18 protein-coding genes, 1 pseudogene and 1 other annotated feature are annotated in these 23,400 nt (G+C 34.8%); of the genes and pseudogenes, 12 read left to right on the top strand and 7 right to left on the bottom strand.

Annotation, left to right across the window (positions count from 1 at the left end; genetic code table 11):
• Nucleotides 1–22: 22 nt before the first annotated feature.
• A pseudogene (locus UtA1_RS13385) lies at nt 23–321 on the bottom strand (IS3 family transposase); the annotation flags it as partial.
• Nucleotides 322–573: 252 nt separating this feature from the next.
• Nucleotides 574–3,423: a transglycosylase domain-containing protein gene (locus tag UtA1_RS13380; protein ID WP_096551562.1), complete on the bottom strand. Its 2,850-nt coding sequence runs from the start codon at nt 3,421–3,423 to the stop codon at nt 574–576.
• Nucleotides 3,424–3,544: 121 nt separating this feature from the next.
• Nucleotides 3,545–3,733, top strand: a binding site (T-box leader).
• Nucleotides 3,734–3,851: 118 nt separating this feature from the next.
• Here UtA1_RS13380 and tyrS point away from each other — a divergent pair.
• Nucleotides 3,852–5,120 carry a tyrosine--tRNA ligase gene (gene tyrS, locus UtA1_RS13375; protein ID WP_096551560.1) on the top strand — a complete coding sequence of 423 codons (1,269 nt, stop codon included), beginning with the start codon at nt 3,852–3,854 and terminating at the stop codon, nt 5,118–5,120.
• Between the two features lie 328 nt (nt 5,121–5,448).
• Here the strand turns inward: tyrS and UtA1_RS13370 are convergent, their stop codons facing one another.
• Nucleotides 5,449–6,810: an IS4 family transposase gene (locus tag UtA1_RS13370; protein WP_096551558.1), complete on the bottom strand. Its 1,362-nt coding sequence runs from the start codon at nt 6,808–6,810 to the stop codon at nt 5,449–5,451.
• A gap of 161 nt (nt 6,811–6,971) precedes the next feature.
• On the opposite strand from UtA1_RS13370, the gene UtA1_RS13365 reads away from it, so the two are divergent.
• Nucleotides 6,972–7,238 (top strand): hypothetical protein, encoded by a 267-nt coding sequence (locus UtA1_RS13365; RefSeq protein WP_197722721.1) that lies wholly within the window; start codon nt 6,972–6,974, stop codon nt 7,236–7,238.
• A gap of 119 nt (nt 7,239–7,357) precedes the next feature.
• On the opposite strand, the gene rpsD is transcribed toward UtA1_RS13365, so the two are convergent.
• Nucleotides 7,358–7,960, bottom strand: coding sequence for a 30S ribosomal protein S4 (gene rpsD, locus UtA1_RS13360; protein WP_016837096.1), 603 nt, complete (start codon nt 7,958–7,960; stop codon nt 7,358–7,360).
• 422 nt (nt 7,961–8,382) lie between these two features.
• Here rpsD and UtA1_RS13355 point away from each other — a divergent pair, with 422 nt between their 5' ends.
• Entirely contained in the window at nt 8,383–10,233 is a 1,851-nt protein-coding gene (locus UtA1_RS13355) for a sensor domain-containing diguanylate cyclase (RefSeq protein ID WP_096551555.1), read from the top strand.
• A 44-nt stretch (nt 10,234–10,277) separates the two neighbouring features.
• On the opposite strand, the gene UtA1_RS13350 is transcribed toward UtA1_RS13355, so the two are convergent.
• Together UtA1_RS13350 and hisJ are read right to left on the bottom strand one after the other, a co-directional pair.
• A complete protein-coding gene (locus UtA1_RS13350; RefSeq protein WP_096551553.1) occupies nt 10,278–10,757 on the bottom strand; it encodes a GAF domain-containing protein in 480 nt (159 codons plus the stop codon).
• Nucleotides 10,758–10,765: 8 nt separating this feature from the next.
• Nucleotides 10,766–11,560: a histidinol-phosphatase HisJ gene (hisJ, locus tag UtA1_RS13345; RefSeq protein ID WP_096551551.1), complete on the bottom strand. Its 795-nt coding sequence runs from the start codon at nt 11,558–11,560 to the stop codon at nt 10,766–10,768.
• A 140-nt stretch (nt 11,561–11,700) separates the two neighbouring features.
• Here hisJ and ezrA point away from each other — a divergent pair, with 140 nt between their 5' ends.
• The 4 genes from ezrA (at nt 11,701) to UtA1_RS13325 (ending at nt 16,309) form a co-directional block, all read left to right on the top strand.
• The gene (ezrA, locus tag UtA1_RS13340; protein ID WP_016837100.1) at nt 11,701–13,407 is read left to right on the top strand and encodes a septation ring formation regulator EzrA; all 1,707 of its coding nucleotides are present in this window, start codon (nt 11,701–11,703) and stop codon (nt 13,405–13,407) included.
• A gap of 225 nt (nt 13,408–13,632) precedes the next feature.
• On the top strand, nt 13,633–14,772 hold the full coding sequence (locus tag UtA1_RS13335; protein ID WP_096551549.1) for a cysteine desulfurase family protein: 1,140 nt from the start codon (nt 13,633–13,635) through the stop codon (nt 14,770–14,772).
• 5 nt (nt 14,773–14,777) lie between these two features.
• Complete coding sequence (gene thiI / locus UtA1_RS13330; RefSeq protein ID WP_026018967.1) at nt 14,778–15,986, top strand: tRNA uracil 4-sulfurtransferase ThiI; 1,209 nt, start codon at nt 14,778–14,780, stop codon at nt 15,984–15,986.
• Between the two features lie 113 nt (nt 15,987–16,099).
• On the top strand, nt 16,100–16,309 hold the full coding sequence (locus UtA1_RS13325) for an alpha/beta-type small acid-soluble spore protein (protein ID WP_016837103.1): 210 nt from the start codon (nt 16,100–16,102) through the stop codon (nt 16,307–16,309).
• Nucleotides 16,310–16,485: 176 nt separating this feature from the next.
• Here the strand turns inward: UtA1_RS13325 and UtA1_RS13320 are convergent, their stop codons facing one another.
• Nucleotides 16,486–17,841 (bottom strand): transposase, encoded by a 1,356-nt coding sequence (locus UtA1_RS13320; RefSeq protein WP_096551547.1) that lies wholly within the window; start codon nt 17,839–17,841, stop codon nt 16,486–16,488.
• A 209-nt stretch (nt 17,842–18,050) separates the two neighbouring features.
• On the opposite strand from UtA1_RS13320, the gene mbcS reads away from it, so the two are divergent.
• The 5 genes from mbcS to UtA1_RS13295 all read left to right on the top strand — a co-directional run bounded on the left by mbcS (nt 18,051) and on the right by UtA1_RS13295 (nt 23,351).
• A complete protein-coding gene (mbcS, locus tag UtA1_RS13315) occupies nt 18,051–19,637 on the top strand; it encodes an acyl-CoA synthetase MbcS (RefSeq protein ID WP_096551545.1) in 1,587 nt (528 codons plus the stop codon).
• Nucleotides 19,638–19,810: 173 nt separating this feature from the next.
• The gene (gene sppA / locus UtA1_RS13310; RefSeq protein ID WP_096551543.1) at nt 19,811–20,812 is read left to right on the top strand and encodes a signal peptide peptidase SppA; all 1,002 of its coding nucleotides are present in this window, start codon (nt 19,811–19,813) and stop codon (nt 20,810–20,812) included.
• Between the two features lie 13 nt (nt 20,813–20,825).
• Nucleotides 20,826–21,605, top strand: a complete 780-nt coding sequence (locus UtA1_RS13305) for an RDD family protein (RefSeq protein WP_232019849.1) — start codon at nt 20,826–20,828, stop codon at nt 21,603–21,605.
• Between the two features lie 133 nt (nt 21,606–21,738).
• Complete coding sequence (tpx, locus tag UtA1_RS13300) at nt 21,739–22,242, top strand: thiol peroxidase (protein ID WP_016837107.1); 504 nt, start codon at nt 21,739–21,741, stop codon at nt 22,240–22,242.
• Nucleotides 22,243–22,412: 170 nt separating this feature from the next.
• Complete coding sequence (locus tag UtA1_RS13295) at nt 22,413–23,351, top strand: class I SAM-dependent methyltransferase (protein ID WP_096551541.1); 939 nt, start codon at nt 22,413–22,415, stop codon at nt 23,349–23,351.
• Nucleotides 23,352–23,400 lie beyond the last annotated feature (49 nt).

Below are 23,400 nucleotides of genomic sequence, written 5' to 3'. Positions count from 1 at the left end.
AGTGTAAAAAATAAAAATGTTACTAAGCGGCTTGAGCCCTGTATTCTAAGGGACTTAAGCCGTTTAATTTTTTCTGATAACGGAAATTGTTAATATATTCATCAATCGATTGTTTCAGTGCTTGGTATGAATCATAGGTATTCAAATGATATTTTTCGCATTTGAATTTACTCCAAAAGGATTCAATTGGAGCGTTATCGATGCATGGACCCACACGAGACATACTTTATGTTCAAAAACTAATTGATAATTATTGGAATGACCCAATTCATAACTCACAATAGAACCATCATACAAATCAATAATGGCACTTAAAAATGAATCAGTTTTAACATGAACTCTTTAGGATACTTGTAAAAGGTCATAATGAAAGCCCCCTATTAGGTTAGATGAATTTTTATTTTTTCATCTGTCTACCTAATAGGGAGCATATCACTTTTTTTCAGACGCCCTCACTTATTTTTTTATAACACTTGTTCCTGCGATAGTGTTACAATTGGCGTCTTGAAATCATTTCAGACGACGTGTTTATAAATGATGATGTGGGTTGCCATTGTTGTGGAATAACAGTTTTTATTGATGGTTCTGGTCATTTTCTTCTTTTTCAGTTTCATTTTGTTCGTTGTCGTTTGGTTGTTCGTTTTCGTTATGATCGTCCTTAGGATTTTCTTGTAACGGTTCTCCTGCTTGCACGTTGGAAATGGCGGATTCTATTCCCGTAATATCAACTGCGACGACTCCGTATTTTCCTTTTCCAACAGTAATGCTGCGAGTATCACTTTTAACGGAAGCGATTAATTTTTTACCGCCGTCGGAAAGGTCGTAAACACGATAACCGACAACGTCATTGGAAGCGGAAGATGACCATGATAAAACATTTCCTTTAATTGTTGCATTTACTGGTTGAGGTGCAACTTGGTCTGCGTCAAAGCTCTTTGCAGATGCAACTTGGATTGATTGTTTTCCTAAGAGTTTATCAGGATTTCCGCCGAGACGGCCTAGTAATTTATCAACAAATTCTTTATTTAATGAAATTCCGCTAGAAGTATAAGTAAATTCAGATGGTGTTGAATCCAAAGCAAGATAAGATTCACCGTTGATGTTAACCGTTCTCGTTTCAGAAGAGATGAAGCTATTATCTACTTTGGATGGAACAAATTTACGAATAAACAAGTCATTTTGTACTAAACCAGCATTACTACATGCGTTTGATGGCGCCATTCCTGAGATGCCACAGAAGGATGCATGTACGACATCTTTCGGTTGTTGGAATCGCTCTTTCGTACCAATGAATTCGGGTTTTACATTGTAAGCCGCATTCATTAAAGTTGCCCATAATAAATTTACACGAGTACTTGGTTGGAAATATATATTGTTAAATTGATATAAAGTTCTCGGTTGGTCATAACCTAACCAAACCCCTAAAGAAACATTTGGATTGTATCCAACGAACCATACGTCTTTGTATTCTTGAGTTGTACCTGTTTTTGCTGCAAAGTCAGATGAGAATTTTAATGTACTGCGTGCTCTAGTACCAGTACCATATTCCAATACATCTCTCATCATATCAGTAATGATGTATGATGCTTCAGGGGAAAACACTTGAACTGGCTCTGGAGTGTGATTGTAAATAATATTGCCGTCTACATCTTCTATCCGATCAATCATATAAGCGTCAATAAATTTCCCACCATTTGCAAATGTGGCAAAAGCGTTTGTGTTTTCTTCCACTGTTGTTCCGTATTCTAATGCTCCGATAGAAGTAGCTAGATTAACAAAATCCCCTTCAGTTAATTTTGAGAATCCCATTTTCTTTAATAGCTCAGCAGGTCTTCTGTCGATAATTTGGTCGTATAAACGGATTGCTGTTAAGTTTTGAGAGTGAGCTAATGCTACCCTAGCCGGTATGATTCCCCGCTCTTCGTTTTGGATATAGTTAGTTGGAGCCCAGCCTTTATACTTGAATTTGACGTCAACAACAGGACTTCCTGCGCCAATCACACCATATTCGATCGCTGGACCATAAACAAGTAGCGGTTTCATCGTTGAACCATTCGGACGATATGCTTGAGTTGCATGGTTTAACTCGGTAATTTCAAAGTCTCTTCCTCCAACAAAGCTCAATATTTTTCCTGTCTTATTTTCGATTAGTATACTGCCTACTTGCACAGGAAGAGGGACTTCAACTTCTTGTTTTGTTTCTGGATCAATTTCTGTTTTCGTAAAAGTATGACCATAATATTGGAATTCCTTTGCTGCATTGTTCATTGCATCATATAAGTCTTTATCGATTGTCGTATATATGCGGTAGCCGCCTGAACGTATATCTCTGTCCGCAAGTATTATATATTTTTCGTAAAGATTTTCCTCTTCATCAAGACGTTTAGGATCGATGCCGTCTTTTTCAGCTAATACTCTTGCCATAATTTCTTTTGCCCGGCGTTCGATTTCAAAAGTTAGATATGGGTAATTTAACGTTTGTGATTCTGGTTCTTTGAAATCTTTTGTAATGTCATAGTTGAGAGCTTCTTGATATTCCTCTTCTGAAATATAGCCAACTTCTTTCATTCGATATAAGACGGTTTTCATTCGTTCGATTCCAGGTTGTAAACCTTCTGGACTTTTTAGTTGTCCTTTTTGCGTATAAGGAGTATGAGCAAAAGGTGCTTGTGGAATTCCGGCAATGTATGCAGCTTGCGGTAAATTTAAATCCTTTGCACTTACACCAAAAATTCCTTTCGCTGCTGTTTCCACTCCTGCAATATTCCGGCCAGAAGCATTTCTGCCATATGGAATAATGTTTAAATACGCCTCTAAAATTTCATCTTTTGTCATAAAATGTTCAAGACGGAATGCAAGCAACAATTCTCTCGCTTTTCGTTCGTATGACACTTCATTCGTTAATATTTGGTTCTTAATAAGTTGCTGCGTTAAAGTAGAACCACCAGTTTGGGTTGAAGCATTTGTAAAGTCTTGAATTAATCCTCGAAGTACCGCTTTTGGCACGATTCCATTGTGCTCATAAAAGTATTCGTCTTCCGTTGCAAGGACTGCCTGCACTAAAAGGGGTGATACTTGATCAAGCGTTGTTTTTTGTCGATCTAAATCTGTGCGAACTTTGCCTATGTAAATATTTCCGGCAAAATACATTTCACTAGTTTCTTCATAGTTATAAATTTGTTTTCGCATTTCTTCCTTCGTGTGCAGAGGCTCGTCTTTTACTAATGATGCAAAATAGCCTACTCCAATGGAAAATACAAATACAAAGCCGGTTAAAAAAAGTATCAAAAAGACGAGTCCTAGATTCCAAAGCACACTTAATGTAATGCGCAACTTGCTTGTATCTTTAGATGTAGCTATCGTTTCAATTTTTTCGTTTATTTGTATTAGTTTATTGATAAATTGTTGAAGCCACTCTCTCACTCAATCCCCTCCTAAAATCTTGTATATTATAGCACAATTCTATATAATCGGAGTATAGTTGTTGACAATGAAAATTTTACGAGTACAATATGACTTATAGTTTTTTATGATTTACATATATTTTCAAGCGTTGAAGAGATTGAAGTAGTGTTTTCATTCACTGTATTAGAGAGCTAGCGGTTGGTGCAAGCTAGTCATAATGAAGACATGAATTACGTTCTTGGAGCTTGAACGTTTTCCGCGATAAGGATGAATGAGTGGGAGATAGTTTCTCCAAGCTGGGTGGTACCACGTGAATAGCGTCCCTGCATGCATGATTGCATGCAGTTTTTTTATTGCAAAATTTCTTTGACCTAGCTTTGGTGAAATATGTATTGAACAAACTATATCCCTTTTCATTAATAAATACAAAATAGGAGGAATCAAGTATGACAAATGCGTTATTAGAAGATTTAAAATGGCGTGGTTTAATATATCAGCAAACTGATGAAGAAGGATTAGAAAAACTATTAAGTGGAGAAAAAATATCATTATATGTAGGGGTGGACCCAACAGCTGATTCCATGCACATTGGCCATATTGTGCCACTACTGACACTGCGTCGTTTCCAACAAGCAGGTCACAAACCTGTATTACTTGTTGGTGGGGCAACAGGAATGATTGGTGATCCATCTGGAAGATCTACAGAACGCCAACTTCTTACAAAAGAACAAATAGAAAAAAATGTTAATGGACTAAAAAAACAAATGGAGCGCATTTTTGAATTCGGTGATAGTGAAAACAGTGCTATTTTAGTGAATAACTATGAATGGATTAGCCAAATGAATGTCATCGATTTCTTGCGTGATTACGGAAAGCTTATTAATGTTAATTACATGCTTGCAAAAGATACCATTGCCTCTCGTCTTGAATCAGGTATTTCATTTACTGAATTCTCTTACACTTTATTGCAAGGTATTGATTTTAATTATTTATATGATCATTACAATGTGCGATTACAAGTTGGGGGTTCAGACCAATGGGGCAACATTACAACAGGTCTTGAAATCATCCGCAAAACACATAATGAAGAGGCTAAGGCTTACGGTATTACAATGCCGCTTGTTACAAAAGCGGATGGCACAAAATTTGGTAAAACGGCAAGCGGTGCAGTTTGGTTAGATCCTGAGAAAACTAGTCCATATGAATTTTATCAATTCTGGATTAATACAGCTGATGCGGATGTTGTTAAATATTTAAAAATCTTTACGTTCTTAAGCAAAGAGGAAATTGAAGCTCTTGCTGTATCTGTGGAAGAAGAACCACATTTACGCAAAGCGCAAAAGGTATTAGCAGAAGAAATGACAAAACTAATTCACGGCGAAGAAGCGCTCGAAACAGCAAAACGCATTACAGATGCACTATTCTCAGGGAATTTAAAATCACTATCTGCCAGCGAAATGAGAGATGCATTTAAAGATGTACCTACTGCAGAAATCACGAAAGAAGACAAAAATATTGTAGATTTACTAGTAGAAGCAAATATTTCACCATCAAAACGTCAAGCAAGAGAAGACGTAGCGAATGGAGCCATTTCTATTAATGGAGACAAAGTAACTGATGTAAATTACATTGTTGGTAGCAAAGATCGTTTAGACGATGAATTTACAATTATCCGACGTGGTAAAAAGAAATATCATATGGTTAAATACGTTTAATACTTGATAGAAATAAACGAGTAGGCTTGATTGACAAATGATGTCAATCAAGCCTTAATTTTTGTCCTTGTGAAAAAAATTCCACCCAATTAGATAGTAGATATAATGGGGTTTTGAAATTTTCTTTCATTAAGACTTACTTATTAATACCAAAATAGTAATAATGCACTTAATTCTACATAATATTTTATTGACATGTTACGAAACAATTAAACCAAAAAGATTAAAAATTGTAAATAAATGTAATTTTGTTATTTAACAATATTCACTTTAATAATGATGGTAATTGGAATCATTCGATTTATTGAATGTTCCATTTATGATTAACTCAACTTTCGCACACAGTAATATTTAAGCATTGCTTGATATAATTAGGTATAGTAACCAACCATTTATTCATTTGATTTTTAAAGATGTCCATGTTTAAAGAAACCTTGGCTTCCGCCAAAGTTTGGAAAAGGTCAATAAGCGATTGAAGGGCAGTAATAAAATCTATGTCTTTTACATCTTCGCAAAGGATGTAAAAAAGGTTGCCAATCGTCTTAGGATCCTCCTCTTTTCGCATTTGCCATGCAATGAGAATATATCGTGTAAAAACAATGGTTGTATGGCTAATTAACATGTCGTATGAACGACCCTGGAATTCTTTCCCTAAATTTAAAAAGGATTTATTGCATTTGAAGAAGACTTCAATGTCCCAACGCATGCCGTAAATACGAATGATCTCTTCATTTTCTAATGTTGTATCTGTGCTGAGAATGGCAAGCCATTCGCTCCGTTTATTACGGTTTCGTACAAATAGAATTTTTACTGGAATTCCATTGTCTAAAGTAGCATAAATGGATCCGAGAATGTCTTTTTTACCCATGTGCGTTTTTGCCAATTTGTAAAGTTGATTCAGTGTGAAACGTTCACCATCGTAAACGTATCGCTGCTTTAATTGCTTCACCATGCCAATGACAAATAACCCTTTGTTCGTAATCTTCTCAATTAAAGGCGCTTGTGTAAACCAAGAATCCATGAGCACATAGTCAGCTACAATCCCTTTTTCAAAGGCGTGATCAAGTAAAGCTGAAGCCACGTCCGGTTTTGATTTCAGAGCTTCCTGGCGACGCTTATAGCCAGATGTTCGTTTATCAATATTGGTATTGATTTCTTGCAGGCGATTTTCCTTTTTCGGTGAACTTAGAAGAGCAAAATCAATAGGAATAAAAGTAAAACTATCGGTCCAGCCAAGGGTAAGCATTTGAAACCCTTTCAAGTACTGATGCGTAGAGTGATCAAATACCCTGGCCAACAGTTCAACCGACTTACTACGGTTTCTTGAAAAGACAGAATCATCAATCACAAAAGCTGTGACACGATCTTTTGAAGTTAATGGCTTAAGCAGACGGATCATTTCGCTGCTTAATGAAAGCAGAAACTTTCTCCAATGATAGGTTGGTGTATTTAAAAAGCGATATACCGTATCCTTTCCGGGCAGATCCTGAGATCGTTTACTCATAAAAGCACGAAACCAGTTCTTATATTGGAAGACTAAAAGAAAAATCAGTTTGAAAACAGAAAGAGAAGAATACCCGGCAAGTTTCGTAATATTTGCTTTTCTTAAATGATATCCAATATTTAATTCGGAAAATCCTTGTTTGATTTCTTTTGGTAATTGCGCAAAGTAGTCTTTATTCGTTATCATAATGGTGGCACCTTTCTTTTGGATTTGGTTTCGTCACCAATATTTTACCAAAAGAATAGGTGTCTTTCTTTATGTTTTAAAAAATGTCAAATGATAATTTTGTACTTCCAAAACCCATTTACATCAAGCATTTAAACAAGATTTTGGACTGCGAAAGTTGAGTGATTAATTTATTTTTAATTTATACATGTTATGGAATCTTATTGTCTCTTACAGCATTTTTCCAGCGAGTATATACTCAAGGATTAAAACTGCATGGGTCAGATGTGATGATTGCATTACTAATGGTCATGATTGAAATTGCTATATTCCGTTATTTTTTATCGCTGATTAGAGTTTCGGTGTTTATCGGATATCGAAAAAAACGTTGCCAATGGGGGAAAATTACCCGAAAGAAACATAATAGCAAAACGATTGAATATACTTAATGCCTTGATATTAACAGATTTGTTTGTTTCACTATTAATTGAAATAAAGTTTTCCATATGAAAAAAGCCCTGAAACTTGATAACAAAGTTTCCGGGGCTTTTTGTAATAAAGCGATAAATCAGCGAGAATAGAACTCAACGATTAGAGATTCGTTAATTTCAGATGGTAATTCAGAACGTTCAGGATAACGAACGTAAGTACCTTCTTTTTTCTCTGCATCGAAAGTTAAGTATTCTGGAACAAAGTTGTTTGCTTCAATTGCTTCGTTTACAACTTGTAAGTTTTTAGATTTTTCACGTAAAGAAATTACTTGACCAGGTTTTACGCTGTATGAAGGAATATCAACACGTTGTCCATCAACAGTAACGTGGCCATGGTTTACTAATTGACGAGCTGCACGACGAGTGCGAGCAAGACCTAAACGATATACTAAGTTATCTAAGCGAGATTCAAGAAGGATCATGAAGTTTTCACCATGAACACCTTTCATTTTACCCGCTTTAACGAATAGGTTTTTGAATTGACGTTCGTTCATACCATACATATGACGAAGTTTTTGTTTTTCTTGAAGCTGTAAACCATATTCTGTTAATTTTTTACGTTGAGTAGGTCCGTGTTGACCTGGTGCGTAAGGACGTCTTTCTAATTCCTTACCAGTGCCGCTTAGTGAAATACCAAGGCGACGAGAGATTTTCCATGATGGTCCTGTATAACGAGACATCTTGTCTCCTCCTTTTGGTTTTTTTGTTGTAAAACAAAACCAGTTGTATCCGAACTTATGTGTATTTTATTTTCATGTATTTTCGCCCTAGCAGCCGTTAGGGTTACTCAATACACCTTCTAATAATCAGTGACTATTAGAGGAATAAAATACATTCACAAGTTTATACAACTGCTGCATTTATTTTACACGAAGGTAATTTTATAATTTTTTAGAACTTCAGTCAAGGGAAAATAATTGAATTGATAATGTTTAGAGATATTTCAACTGTTTTTTTCATAACATTAATCAATGATACAGAAAAGAGAAAATTTTATTTTACAATATGTCTTTAAAGCTAAAATATAAGTAGGAAATTAGTTTTAAAAAATGGTATAATTAATAGTATGTTGTTATCTTGTTAGTCAAGAAAAGGTGATTTCATGTCAGAAGATCGGCTGAAATTAATGGAATTTAAGTCGGAATTATTGAACCTTTCATTTAGCTCCATCGATGATGAGCGTGATTTGAAAGAATTTATCAATATGCTTAAAAAGTGTTTGGTACAACATTTTAATATAAAGAAATGCGATATTCTCTTCGTTGAAAATGATACGTTAAAGCAGTATAAAAGCGCAATTTCCATATTAGAACAGAGAGAGATACCGCAAATGGTCGAAGCTAGGGCTTTCATACCGCCATCTTTAAAGGAGCTTTTTGACTATCGTGATTTCACTGATATGGTGTTACTCAGAGAAGGAGAAAGAGTATTCGGATTATTATTATGTCAATCGAGTCCTACTTGGAAAAAGTTTTCTGAATCAGAAGTTTTTTGTGAATTCGTCGATAACATCTCAAAATTTCTTCGAGCATTCATTCATAATTTAGAAGTACGCACGAACGAAAAGAAATTTAAAAAATTATATAGTATGACGGATTTATTTCACTCTACGATGGATATCGACATCATATTAGAAAACGTGATTACCACAATCCAAGAAAACTATTCAGAATTTGAAGTAGAATTAATATTGTCGAATGATCAAGAACAGAAGACTTCCCTTAAAATTAAACAGTTTGACTATTTAAAAGAGCGCGCTGCAACAGTTGAAGCATTTGTATCGGGGAAAATTACGATTGAAAAATCAGAGGAATTAAACAGTTGTATTTTAAACGCACCGATAAAAGGGAGACAAGCAATTTACGGTATTTTCCAAGTGAAAGCACCAATCCAATATGTATTCTCCAGAAAGGAAAAGGAATACATTGCAATGCTTACACATACGGCGGGAAATGCATTAGAAAACGCAAAATTATATCATCAATCTCATCGTTTAATCGGTGATTTGCAACTAATTAATGAAACGAGTCATCGATTGAATTCAGAGCTAGATATAGTTGAAATGCTTACGTTTTTAAAGAAGCAGTTAATGAAATCTTTCCAACCTAACGAGTTATGTTTTGTGTTTGCGGAGAAGGAATGTTTTCAATTAGCAAATGCTTCTACCAGTTTATTTAAATCGGCTGAGGGCATTTTTTACATTGATTTTGTCGCAAAGCATTTTGAAAAATCGAAGGACTCTTTATTCATCGCAGATTTTAGCCGACTCATTTCAAGCGATCTGAAATTCAAGTCGATGATGGCCATACCGATGATTGCTGGACAAAAAATTATCGGCTTTAGCATTGTTTTACATGAAGACGCTTACTTTTTCTCTTTTGATAGCTTTAAATTAATGCAATCGTTAATCCATCACTCATCATTAGCGATATCGAATAATATTCTGAGACATAAATTGCAAGAAATGGTCGATCATGATCATTTAACGAAGCTTTATGCTAGATGTTATCTTGATAAATTTGTGAATCAATCATTAACAAACGATGAAAGCGGTATGTTTTTATTGCTTGATATTGATGACTTTAAACAAATTAATGACTCATTCGGTCATCAAGTTGGCGATCAAGTATTAATTCAAATTGGAGAAAAGTTAATCGAGGAAGTTGGAGAAAAAGGGATTTGTGCTCGATGGGGCGGTGAAGAATTAAGCATTTATGTGCCAAATATATCTGAATCGGAAGCATATCATCTAGCTAAAAAAATCGTGTCGCAAATTCCAAAAATAACTGTTCCTAAAGTGACTGTTTCAGCTGGATTAATTACTTGGCATAAACAAAATCGACCGGAATATCAGCAATTATTTTTGCAGGCGGATAAAGCTTTATATGCTGCAAAAAATAGCGGAAAAAATAAGGTTTGTATTTATGAGGATGTAAGGGCTTTGAGGCCATAAAAAATTACTACGTTCGTAAAAGTTACGAAAACGTAGTAATTTTTTTATAAATATTGGATTAATGTTTGGACAAATTTTTCTAATCCCAGCTTGTCATCGTTTGTAAAGCGATTTTTCAGTGGACTATCAATATCAAGGACGCCGATGATTTCATCGTTTTTTATTAGTGGAATGACAATCTCTGAATTACTTCGAGCATCGCATGCAATATGACCAGGGAATTGGTGAACGTCTTCTACGACGATCGTTTCTCTTTTCTGTACAGCGGTACCACATACGCCACGTCCTACTGGGATTCGTACACAAGCAGGCAATCCTTGAAATGGTCCGAGGACAAGTTCACCATTTTTCATTAAGTAAAATCCAACCCAGTTGATGTCTGTTAAAAATTGATTTAACAATGCACTAGCGTTGCTTAAATTCGCAATGATATCATCTTCTCCTTCGAGTAAAGCGGAGAGTTGCTTGGATAACATGTCATATTGCTCTTTGAGATTACCTTTATATTCAGTTTTCGTAAACATAGTACCTCCTATTTGTGGAAAATTTTTTCATAATGTTGATGCAAATCATTGATTGAGTGAGCATCAGATCCAAACACAAGTGGCAGATGTATCGATTTAGCATACTCAATCATTGGGAATGGTGGGTAAGGCTCTAAACAATATTTTTTGCTTAACCCTGCGCTATTTACATCCAGTTCGTATCCAAATGCCTTCATTTTATTTAATATTTCTTTAATGCGCTGTTCATCATCTACATGAACTTTATGGGCATGTTGAAATTTGTGGACTAGTGTAGGATGGCCGATGCGACGAGGTTTATATACACCAAGGTCCACATCAATTGATTGAATAACAGTATCATAATACAATTCATAAATCGCTTCAACACTTCCAACTTTTTCTACAAATTTCATAAATTCTTGTTCTGAATAATCGATGCAAACATATTCATCTTTCCATTTTAAAAAATGAACGGACAGGATGGCATCATCAAGAAAAGGACCAACACTATTTAATAAGTTTTTCGTTTCGTTTTCGTAACCAACAATATAATCCACTTCTAAACCTATATGAATGGTGATATCTTTTTCATATTGTTGTTTTAATTTGTGCAATGTATCTATATAAGTTGGCAATAAATCCGGTTTCATTCCGCTATCCTTTTCGGGTGTGGGATCAACAAAATTTGCTGGTAGAGGTGCATGTTCAGTAAACGTAATATCTGTAAATTGATGTTGAATTGCTTTTTCTATATATCCTTCCAGCGAATCAGCTGTTCCATGGGGACAAAAGGGAGTATGAATGTGCCCGTCTTTTTTCAATTTTTTTCAACTCCTTTTACTTTTAAATAGAATTATATTACTTTCATGAAATACTTCATTTTTTAAAACAAAAGTTTAAAAACATGGTATATTATATAACATATAGCCAATTTGCGTGAGTGTGGAATAGGAGGCTTACGATGAAGTATATCATCATTGTCATCATCGTACTATTAGCATTATTAACGTTCGGGCTAATCATCCGGAAAAAACATAATGCTGTAATAGAGCGACTGGAAAAAAAGAAATTACAAATTCAACATTATCCTATATTTGAAGAATTAACAAAGGTAAAAAATTTGAATATGAACGGTCAGACGGAAGAATTATTCGAACGTTGGCGAAATAAATGGACTGAAGTGGTAGATGTTGACATCATCAAAATTGATTCCATGTTGTTCGATGCTGAAGAATATATTGACCGGTTTAAATTTAAAAAAGCTTCGATGATTGAAAAAGATATAGAAGATTATATTGATAAATGTGATCAAATCAAAAATGAGATCTTATCTGAATTAGAAGAATTAATTGGCAGTGAAGAAAAGAATCGCATTGAAATAGAACAATTGAAGGAACTTTATCGTTCAGCTCGCAAAACTCTTCTAGCTCATCAATATTCCTTTGGTCCTGCGATTGAGAATTTGGAAAAAATGCTAGAAGAATTTCCTCAAAAGCTTGATGAATATGAAAAAATGACAGAAGAGGGAAATTATTTAAATGCTAGAGAAATTGTTCTTTTACTCAATGAAAAGTCGAAAAATATGTATGAATTGATTAGTGAAATCCCGTCATTATTAACAGAAATTCAAACTAAAATACCAGCATCAATCCATGAATTGAGAACCGGTCATCGAGAAATGGAAGAGCAATCATATTACTTACAGCATTTAGAATTAACAAAGAACCTTGACCGTATTGAACAAGAATTAAAGAAATTAGAAGAGGAATTAGCGAATTTAAATATTTCTTATGTGTCGACAAGAATCCAAGAAATCAATGATGAAATCGACAATTTTTACGATTTACTTGAAAAAGAAGTTTATGCAAAAAACTATGTCGATAAAAATTGCGATAGTACATACAAAACTTTAAATGAAGTTTTGAAAGCTACAAAAGAAGTAAGTACAGAAGCAGAATATGTGCAAAATAGCTATCGTTTGCCGGAAGAAGAGGCTGAAATTCCAAAACTCGGATTAAAACAATTGGAAGTGATACAAAAAAGATTTGAAGTATTGCTATCCCGTGTAAGAGAAGAAAAATCCGCATACTCAAGTTTGCAAGAAGAATTAATCGAAATTCGTAATGAAATTGAGCAAATTCAAGCGGTGCAAGATCAGTTTTCAAACCGGTTAAAGAATTTGCGAATTGATGAAAATAAAGCTCGAGCAAAACTTCAGTCTTTAAAGAAAATCCTGCAAGAAACAGACCGGATGTTACATAGAGCAAACATTCCGGGTATACCAGAAGAAATGGATGCTCGCTTAGAAGAAGCAGAAGAGCAATTATTTATTGTAATGCAAAGCCTCCAAGAAGTTCCGTTGAACATGAATTTGGTAAATAGCAATTTAGATCAAGCGGAAAAATGTATTCAAGATGTGCAAAAACATGCTAAAGAGATGATCGAAAATGTGATGTTAATAGAGCGCATCATTCAATATGGAAACCGATATCGTTCAAATCCAAGGGTCCATGAATTGTTGCTTCAAGCGGAAGAATCGTTCCACAATTTCCGCTATGTAAAAGCTTTGGAAGAAGCTGCAGAAGCTGTGGAACTGGCGGAACAAGGAGCAATTCAACGCATTCAAGAACTCGTTCAAGAAGAAATGTTCGAAAAAACGAAACATTAGTTTATGCACGGTAAGGTTATTCACGATATAATATTAATAACAAATTGCATTATCGGAAATTGATATTGCAATTTGCTGTTATCCATTCATTTGAAAGATTTTGGATAATCTTTTGATGCTAATAGTACACAATGAGAAGGTTGGTTGTCCGGAAAGTGTTCACTTTCTGAACAACCCTTTTCTTTTGAAATTGTCATAAAAATTATAAATAGAAGGTTGGTATTCATGATCTATTTTGACAATAGTGCTACAACGAAACCACATGATGAAGTATTACATACATTTCTTGAAGTAAATAAAAACTATTTTGCGAATCCTGCTTCAATTCATGCCTTTGGTGTGGAAGTAAATGAATTATTAGAAGCAGCAAGAAATCAAATTGCTCACATAATCAAAACAAAACCGGAACACGTTTTATTTACTTCAGGAGGAACAGAATCAAATAACTTTGCAATTTTTGGCGTTGCAAAAGAAAATAAGCATATTGGGAAACATATAATTACAACTGAAATTGAACACGCATCAGTGTTGGAAGCATATAAAACTTTAGAAAAAGATGGATACGAAGTCGAGTATTTATCAGTGGATAATAAGGGTGTAATATCCATAGATGAATTACGCAGGAAACTTCGAAAAGATACGATTCTTGTTAGCATGATGCACGTCAATAATGAGATGGGAGCAATTCAACCGATTGAGGAAGCAGCCAAAATCATTCACCAACATTCTCGTGCCATTTTTCATGTGGATGCAGTACAAAGTTTTGGAAAATTGGAAGTTCAATTTAACGGTGATGCCGGACCGGATATATTAACAATTTCGGGTCATAAAATCCATGGAATAAAAGGAACAGGAATCATCGCATTTCAAAGAAAATTAAACATTGCACCACTAATTGTAGGTGGCGATCAAGAATTTGGATTAAGAAGCGGAACTGTCCCTGTTCCACAAGCTGTTGCATTAGCAAAAGCTTGTCGAATTGCAACTGAACATCTACAAGAAAATTATGCAAAATTTACAAAGTGGCGAGATCATCTGATGGATTTTTTCAATACTTTCGGTGATCATATTTATTTACTCTCAACTAAAGAAGGGGCGCCACATATTTTGTCTTTTAGCGTGCGAGATTTAAAAGGCGAAGTGATAATTAATGCATTGCAAAAAAGAGGTGTCATTGTATCTACATCTAGCGCATGTTCTTCAAAACAAAAGAAAACAAGCCATGTTGTCGAAGCTTTAAATGTAGATTCTCACTTTAAAGAAGGGGTTATTCGAATAAGTTTTGGCGCAAAAAATACAGAGAAAGAAATAGAACAATTTAAAGAAATTTTTAAAGAAGTTATGAAAGAATTAAAAGGAGTATAAAAATGATGCTTTGGAATGAAATATTAATACGATATGGTGAACTCACTACGAAAGGTCGAAATCGTAAAGATTTTATTCACCGATTAAAAAATAATATCAAATATACTTTTTCTGATATTGCCCCTCTGACAGTTCAAGCAGAGCGGGATCGAATGTATATTAAGCTTGATAATGAAAAACAATTTGAAGTATTGATGGAAAAATTGCCTAGTGTGTTTGGTATTCAATCGTTTAGTCCTGTTGCTATATGCGATAGGGAAATTGAAAACATCCAACAGTTAGCCCAAAAAATAATGGATCGTTATAAAGATCAGCAAATCACGTTTAAAGTGGAAGTGCATCGATCAGATAAAACATACCCACTCAAAACATATGATATACAATTAGCAGTTGGAGGATTTTTATTAAAACATAATCCAAATTTATCAGTAAATGTTAAAAATCCTGATGTGGAACTTCGAATTGAAATTCGAAAAGAAGCAGCTTATTTAATGTCTGAAATCATTTATGGTGCAGGTGGTATGCCTGTAGGTTCGAACGGAAAATCGCTATTATTGCTTTCTGGAGGAATTGATAGCCCAGTAGCAGGATATTTAATGATGAAAAGGGGAGTAAGAATTGATGCCATTCATTTTTATAGCCCACCTTATACGAGTGAACAATCATTGCAAAAAGTAAAAGATTTAGCAAATGAATTAACAAAATTCGGTTCTTCTATTCATTTACATGTTATACCATTCACTGAATTACAAGTTTTAATTAAAGATTCAGTACCAAAAGAAATGTTAATGACAACAACACGCAGAGTGATGATGAAAGTTGCAGATCGTGTTCGTGAAGAAATTGGCGCTTTGGGGCTTGTTACAGGTGAAAGTTTAGGACAAGTAGCAAGCCAAACATTAGAAAGTTTAACGGCAATCAATGAAGTAACGAATACACCGATTCTTCGACCTTTGATTTCATTCGATAAGCTGGACATTATTGATATTGCTCAAAAGATTGGCACGTACGAAATCTCCATTAAACCGTACGAAGATTGCTGTACAATATTTACACCAGCAAATCCGAAAACAAGACCAAAAATAGATCGAGTAACTTATTTCGAATCTCAAGTAGATTTTGAAGAGTATATTGAACGAGCAGTGAAAAATCGCGAAATTTATACGTTGCCTGAAAAACGTATGAAAGTAGAGAAATTTAAGCATTTATTATAATATATAATAATTTTGTACCATCGAATCGGTAATATATGAACAATTTACCTCTCACCTTTTATGTATTAATTAATAATTACAGCACATTCTAAATGCACAAGGAGGTGAGAGAGATGGCTACAAACAACAACAGCAGCAGAAATAAACTTTTAGTTCCTGGTGCAAATGCAGCATTAGATCAAATGAAATATGAAATTGCACAAGAGTTTGGTGTTCAACTCGGACCTGAAGCTTCTGCTCGTGCAAACGGGTCAGTCGGAGGAGAAATCACTAAACGTCTAGTGCAAATGGCTGAGTCACAATTACGTGGAACTCAACAATAAGTAATACAAGGCTAGTAGCGTATGCTACTAGCTTTTTTTCTATAATTTATTTCATTCATTCTCAAAAAAATTACTTTTTAAACAAAAATATATATACTATTTGAATCAATTTCATAAATCATAGTTTTTCTGAAGTATAGAGTACCCCTATACTAAAAACTTCGTTTTTTTTTTAATTATGCAACTTGGTTTTGTTGCTGTAATAAAGCATTGATTCGATCAACTGCTAGTTTGCAGGTATTATAAATTAACGTCACCAGATTGAAATGCATTTTTGCTTTCTTTCCTGTACGATGACGGACATTGTTTAATTGAAAGTATTCCTTTAAATAAGCGTTAACGCGTTCGACTGCTGTACGTTCTTGATAAAGCAGTTTCCATCGTTCTGTCCCACGTGCTGGATAGGTAAATTTACGGATATCTATATCACATTTGATTTTGAAAACTTTTTGGCAAAGGGTGTCTTCTCGTAATGGGCAAGTTGTACATTCCTTTGGACGTGTGAATTTTAATGTATTGTACTTAGCGTCAAAGCTGTCATATTGGTAACTATGTTCACGCACACAGGTTGGACGAAAATGTTCATCGAATCCTATATATTCTCCTTCTCGGCGAACGTTGTAAGGAATCACGACTCGCATGGACTGTGATACGGCTTGACGGTAAATAGGTTCAACATCATAACCAGCATCAAATATAGCTATTGTAAATTGACCGTTTCCTAAGTGATGAAGTTTTTTCAATAATGGAATCGCAGCTTTACAATCACTTAAATTACCTGAGGACATCAAACGAGTGATGATATATTGACTTTTCGTCGAAACAGCTAAATGTGCTTTATAACCAAACCAGAATGTATTTTTTCCTTTACTATTCTTTTTCACACCCCATTTTGGCTCAATCGGTACATCCTTCCAAAGGGTTTCTAATGGGATATCCAGCTGTTCTTTCAGTTCTTTTTCATAGGTTGATTGATTTCCTTTTTTCTCTACTTGTTCGGCTAACCAAACAGCTCGTTCAGCTTTAGTTTTACGACCACGTTTTTTAGGAGTTTTAGGTGCTTTCTTTTCTGATGGTGTGAAAGCATCACGAGCTTCAAAGTGACTCGCATCGATGGCGACATGTTCATCATTTAGAAAGCCTTCCAACATCGCTGTTTTGATGAGTGTATCGTTCATTTTATCTAGCACATCTGATTCACTAATGACTTGAATCATGCGTGAATAAGAGCTTTCAGATGGTACGACATCAGACACAAGGAATCCACAGTCGAAACGAAATAAAGGATCATGAACCAAACGTTTGACTAAATCCTTCATTGTTGGAATTCGTTCGACAATACGAATAATCAGCGATTGAATCATTGCACCATAATTCAATTCACGTGGTGCACCTTTCAATGTCTTTTTAGAAAACAATTGAAAAATAGGTTGAATGTCGATAGCACTAAAAATGGCATCATAACGATGGGAACTTTCCATTTCTAATAATTGATGGATGTCAAAAAGAGAAATTTGTTTTACAATAGTCATAGGGTACTCACCTCTTTCGTATGGTTTGTTTGGTTACTTACCATTATAACGAAATTTTGGGAGGTGCCCATTTTTTATTGTCTTGAATCCCTTGAAAATCAAGGGGTGAGAATTATGAAATTAACTCATTTAGAATATTTTGATGATATTATTGAATATATTATAATTAGAATAATATTTTTATTTTTGAAAATTGAGGGGGAATTTGCTTGAAAAGAGAGGATTTACTAGCTCCAGAGAAATATAATATTGCAGATGAATTCGAAAAATGGGCAAAAGATGAAAACAAAGTGGCGTTACTGGTACACCATGAAGACGGTACGACAGAAAAAATCACGTTTGTAGAGTTATTAAAAAGAGCAAATAAAGTAGCAAATTTATTTAAAAAACATGGACTGACAAAAGGCGACGTTCTCCTTGTCATGGTTCCACGTTCTGCTGAAGCTTATGCTACATACATTGGTGCATTAAAAGCAGGGATTACAATTATTCCAAGCTCTGAAATGTTAAGAGCAAAAGATATTGACTACCGCATCGAACACTCAGGTGCAAAAGGAATTGTTGCTTTCTCAAATGAAATTTCTCAATTTGATGATGTAAAATCGTTAAATGGATTAAAACTTTTCGTTTACGGTGAAGCGAATGAACCGTGGATTCAAATAGAAAAAGAGCTTGAAAATTTATCCGATGAATTTAATGAAGTGCAAACGAAAAGTTCAGATGTTGCTTTCTTATCTTATACAAGTGGAACGACAGGAAATCCAAAAGGGGTTATTCATACTCATAGTTGGGGATATGCACATTTACGGACAGCAGCTGAGCACTGGCTCGGTGTAAAAGAAAATGATTTAGCTTGGGCGACAGCAGCACCAGGTTGGCAGAAATGGATTTGGAGCCCATTCTTAGCTATTTTAGGAAGCGGGGCAACAGCATTTGTTCATACAGGACGATTCGATCCAAAAAACTACTTGCAAATGTTGCAAGATTACAAGATTAATGTATTATGCTGTACACCAACAGAATATCGCTTGATGGCGAAAGTGGATGATTTAGAATCTTATGATTTATCCAATTTAAGAAGCGCTGTTTCTGCTGGGGAACCGTTAAACAGTGAAGTAATCAATAAATTCTTAAATGTATTTAACTTACAAGTTCGTGATGGTTATGGACAAACTGAAAATACATTGCTTGTTGGAACACTCCTCGGCATGAAACCAAAACCAGGATCTATGGGTAAACCAACTCCAGGAAATATTGTGGATATTATTAATAAAGATGGAGAACCAACAAAACCAGGCGAAGTTGGAGATATTGCAGTTCATTCTTCTACACCTGCATTGTTTAAAGGTTATTTAAATGATCCTGAGCGTACGCAAAGACAATTCCGTGGAGAATGGTATTTAACTGGTGACCGTGCATATAAGGATGAAGAAGGATACTTCTGGTTTGAGGGTCGTGGAGATGATATTATCATTTCTTCCGGTTATACGATTGGGCCTTTCGAAGTGGAAGATGCCCTTGTTAAACATCCAGCGGTAAAAGAATGTGCGGTTGTTGCAAGTCCTGATGAGATTCGAGGAAGCATCGTAAAAGCATTCGTTGTTTTAAAAGATCCATCTTTAAAGGATAGCCCTACCCTAGTTCAAGAGTTACAAGAGCATGTAAAAAATATTACTGCACCGTATAAATATCCGAGAGCAATCGAATTTATCGACGAGCTACCAAAAACAGCTTCCGGTAAAATTCGACGCGTAGAATTGCGTCAAAGAGAAATGCAAAAGCAAGTTCTAAAATAATTAATTAAATACTTATCTATTGCATGAAGTGATATCAAAGTCAAGGCGTTCAGAAACAATTACTTTCTGAATGCCTTTTTTTCATGTAATCTTATACTAGCATAGAAAAATTTATCATTTTTTTGAAACAATTGTTGTTGAAAAACGTATGTAAATTGAAGGAGGTAAATTAGATGAATTTAAAAAGATGGATAGCGTTAGGAGCAGCAGTTTTTTTGCTGATTGCATCAATCGCAATCAATACGTTAATGTCATTTCTCAAGAGTGACTTTTTAAGTGGATTTGAGACGCTTACGGATGTAGAACTTGCAGAGACGGTCCTCGAACCAGGGGCTTTTAATGAACGAATTGCTTTACTATCTATAGATGGAGTAATTCAAGATGTTGGTTCAAGTTCACCTTGGGTACCGCTTGAATATGATCACCAAATGTTTCTTGCTTCATTAGACCAAATTTTGGAAGATGATACAGTACAAGGTGTTGTATTATCTGTCAATTCACCAGGTGGTGGAGTTATTGAATCTGCTGAAATTCATGAAAGATTGCTAAAAATTAAAGAAAAAGGTATTCCAATATACGTTTCAATGGGATCCATGGCTGCATCAGGTGGTTATTATATTTCCGCTCCAGCAGACAAAATCTTTGCCCATCGTGAAACAATTACGGGTTCCATTGGTGTTATCATGCAAAGTTATAATTATGCAGAGCTAGCGAAAAAATTGGGTGTTGAATTTGAAACAATCAAATCCGGTCCACATAAAGATATGTTCGGTGGTACTCGACCTACGACAGAAGAAGAAAAAGCGATGATTCAAGAGATGATTAATGAATCTTACGAAGTATTTGTAGATATAGTAGAGCAAGGAAGAGGAATGACTGAAGCGGAAGTGAAAAAAGTTGCGGACGGACGAATCTTAGGTGGTAGTCAAGCGTTAAGAGCTGGTTTGGTCGATGAGCTTGGAAGTTTAGAGGATGCAATTCAGTCACTAAGAGAAGATTATGGATTGGAAGACGCTGAATTGTTCGAATATGAGTCAAATTTAGGTAGTTTTGCTTCTTTATTTACAATGAAACTGGGAACACTCTTTGGCCCTTCACCAGAAGAGCGGATGCTAATGAAATTGATGAATTCTTATGATGCACCACGATTAATGTATTTATATGGCCAATATTAAGGAGGGCTGGAATATGACGAGTTATAATCAAGATAATAACCGGAAAACTTCTGCCCATGAGTCGAATAATGACATTTTACAAAACAAACAAATGGAACAAAACTCAGCAAACGATCGAGACCAAGAGGAGCTTAAAATTGAAAATCCACACACTTCGGAAATTGCTCAAAAGTTCGTTGCAAATGAAGAAGAAATCAAAGTGGAGACAGATAAAGAAATTAAGCCTGATCAGCAAGCTGGTGTAGAGAAAGAACTAGAGCAAAAGGAAAAATTTCCAAAAACATTTTCAGAAACGGAAATCATTACAGAATATGAAGAAAAAACAGCTGGTTTTTGGATTCGTTTTTGGGCATTTATTACAGATGGTCTTATTGTTACAGCAATCGTCAGTATTTTAGTTAAACCAATTTTCTATATGATGGGTTGGAATTTATCTAGTTCCGTTTGGTATGCGCCTATTACGATTATTTCAGGATTTTTCTATTATGTATATTTTGTACTTATGACAAAGTTTTGGCAGCAAACTGTTGGCAAAATGATTTTCGGTTTAAAAGTAAAGTCACTGAAAGAACAAAAACTATCTTGGAGTACAGTATTGTTTAGAGAGTTAGTCTCTCGTTTTATTAACAATACAATTTGGCTTCCTTATATTGCTGTTGCATTTACTCCAAAAAATCAAGGACTACAAGATTATATAGCAGATACCATTGTGGTGCATGAAAAAGTGTATGTGAAAAATGAAAAAAAAGTTATAAAAGAAAAAATGATTGAATCAAATCATCAAACAGTATAGAGTTACTAAAACCATTCAGTGTCATGAAAATTTTAGACGCTGAATGGTTTTTAATTTTCAAGTTAAGTTATTTGCTTATACGTGAAGGTGTTTAGTAAGATGAAATAAGTAGAAAAGAAGGAGGAATATTCAAATGGCTGAAGTGACATTTAAAAATAATCCAGTAACATTGTTAGGAAATGAAGTGAAAGTTGGTGACATTGCACCAGACTTTACGGTGCTTGCCAATGATTTAACACCTGTAACATTAAAAGATTCTGAAGGTAAAATTCGCTTATTCGCTACTGTACCGTCTCTTGATACAGGTGTTTGTGATGCAGAAACTCGCCGTTTTAATGAAGAAGCAGCAAAATTAGGAGAAGATGTGGTTGTTTATACTGTTTCTGTTGACTTACCTTTTGCTCAAAAACGCTGGTGTGGAGCAGCTGGTATTGATCGAGTAGTGACAGTATCAGACCATAAAGACCTTTCATTTGGAAAAGCTTATGGAGTTGCAATTGAAGAGTTACGCTTATTAGCTCGTGCGGTGTTTGTTGTCGATCGTGAAGGTATTGTTCGATATGTAGAATATGTTCCTGAAACAACAAACCATCCAAATTATGAAGCGGCGATTAACGCTGTTAAAGAATTGATTTAACAATACGATGATGCAAGAAGTTCTTTTATCGTATATGATAGTTTTATGATAACAACTTTTTATGTAGACAAAGTCAAAGACGGCTTTGTCTACACTTATTTTCGACTATGTTCCTGTCGTTCTAATCGTAACTCCATAAAAAAATGGAAATTAATGAAAGGAAGAATTTGATGGAAAAGATAGAGCAAATATTTACCTTTATCAATAAAAAAACAGAGGAACTTGAAAAAACAGAGTCCTCTACATATTTAGAGAGTGTCTTAACAACTCTCAAGGGGATACTTGATGGAAAATATGAATTACCCTTTGAAGCAGCAACGAAGGAAGAAATGCGTAAAGCAATTCAGCTTTCTATATTAAAAGGAATGCGCGAATCTTCTCAACCAAATCACCAAATGACGCCAGATTCTTTAGGCTTATTAATAACGTATTTCGTTGAACAATTTTTTGAGGAAACATTAAAAGATGGAACAATTTCAATTTTAGACCCGGCTTTAGGAACAGGTAATTTAATGTTTACGATTATGAACAAATTGGATGGAAAAGTGTTCGCAACGGGTGTGGAAGTGGATGAATTGTTAATTCAATTAGCTGGGGAAATTGCAGAGCTTATTGAACAACCAATTCAGTTATACCACCAAGATGCGTTAAGACCATTACTAGTTGACCCTGTAGATGTGGTAGTTTGTGATTTACCAGTAGGATTTTATCCAAATGATGATATTGCAAAAAACTATGAATTAAGTTCTAAAGAAGGGATGAGTTACGCTCATCACTTATATATTGAACAAGCATTAAATTATACGAAAGATGGCGCTTATTTGATTTTTTTAATCCCTGCAACTTTATTTGAATCGGAACAAGCTGAAATGTTGCATAAATTTTTGAAGAAGTATGCGTGGATTCAAGCTGTGATGCAGCTTCCAGAAAACATCTTTAAATCCAAATTGCATGAAAAAAGCATTTTAATATTGCAAAAGAAAAGTGATACATTGAGGCCGCCAAAAGAAGTATTATTAGCGAAGGTGCCGAATTTATCCAATAAGCAAGCATTATTATACTTCTTTGAAAAAGTGAAAATTTGGAAAGAACAAAATGCGAGAAAATAGGAAATTTATAAAAAAAGAGGAGATGTCTAATTTTATAGACACACCCCGT

This window comes from Ureibacillus thermosphaericus (assembly GCF_002370195.2).
Taxonomy (GTDB): domain Bacteria; phylum Bacillota; class Bacilli; order Bacillales_A; family Planococcaceae; genus Ureibacillus; species Ureibacillus thermosphaericus.
This window is presented reverse-complemented; position numbering and strand designations above follow the sequence as displayed.

Excerpts from the sequence above, each read along its gene's own strand:
- UtA1_RS13355 (WP_096551555.1), top strand. The coding sequence starts at position 8,383 with ATGTCAGAAGATCGGCTGAAATTAATGGAATTTAAGTCGGAATTATTG.
- sppA (WP_096551543.1), top strand. The coding sequence starts at position 19,811 with ATGAATTTAAAAAGATGGATAGCGTTAGGAGCAGCAGTTTTTTTGCTG.
- UtA1_RS13335 (WP_096551549.1), top strand. The coding sequence starts at position 13,633 with ATGATCTATTTTGACAATAGTGCTACAACGAAACCACATGATGAAGTA.
- tyrS (WP_096551560.1), top strand. The coding sequence starts at position 3,852 with ATGACAAATGCGTTATTAGAAGATTTAAAATGGCGTGGTTTAATATAT.
- thiI (WP_026018967.1), top strand. The coding sequence starts at position 14,778 with ATGCTTTGGAATGAAATATTAATACGATATGGTGAACTCACTACGAAA.
- UtA1_RS13325 (WP_016837103.1), top strand. The coding sequence starts at position 16,100 with ATGGCTACAAACAACAACAGCAGCAGAAATAAACTTTTAGTTCCTGGT.
- rpsD (WP_016837096.1), bottom strand. The coding sequence starts at position 7,960 with ATGTCTCGTTATACAGGACCATCATGGAAAATCTCTCGTCGCCTTGGT.
- tpx (WP_016837107.1), top strand. The coding sequence starts at position 21,739 with ATGGCTGAAGTGACATTTAAAAATAATCCAGTAACATTGTTAGGAAAT.
- UtA1_RS13370 (WP_096551558.1), bottom strand. The coding sequence starts at position 6,810 with ATGATAACGAATAAAGACTACTTTGCGCAATTACCAAAAGAAATCAAA.
- UtA1_RS13305 (WP_232019849.1), top strand. The coding sequence starts at position 20,826 with ATGACGAGTTATAATCAAGATAATAACCGGAAAACTTCTGCCCATGAG.
- ezrA (WP_016837100.1), top strand. The coding sequence starts at position 11,701 with ATGAAGTATATCATCATTGTCATCATCGTACTATTAGCATTATTAACG.
- UtA1_RS13295 (WP_096551541.1), top strand. The coding sequence starts at position 22,413 with ATGGAAAAGATAGAGCAAATATTTACCTTTATCAATAAAAAAACAGAG.
- UtA1_RS13350 (WP_096551553.1), bottom strand. The coding sequence starts at position 10,757 with ATGTTTACGAAAACTGAATATAAAGGTAATCTCAAAGAGCAATATGAC.
- UtA1_RS13320 (WP_096551547.1), bottom strand. The coding sequence starts at position 17,841 with ATGACTATTGTAAAACAAATTTCTCTTTTTGACATCCATCAATTATTA.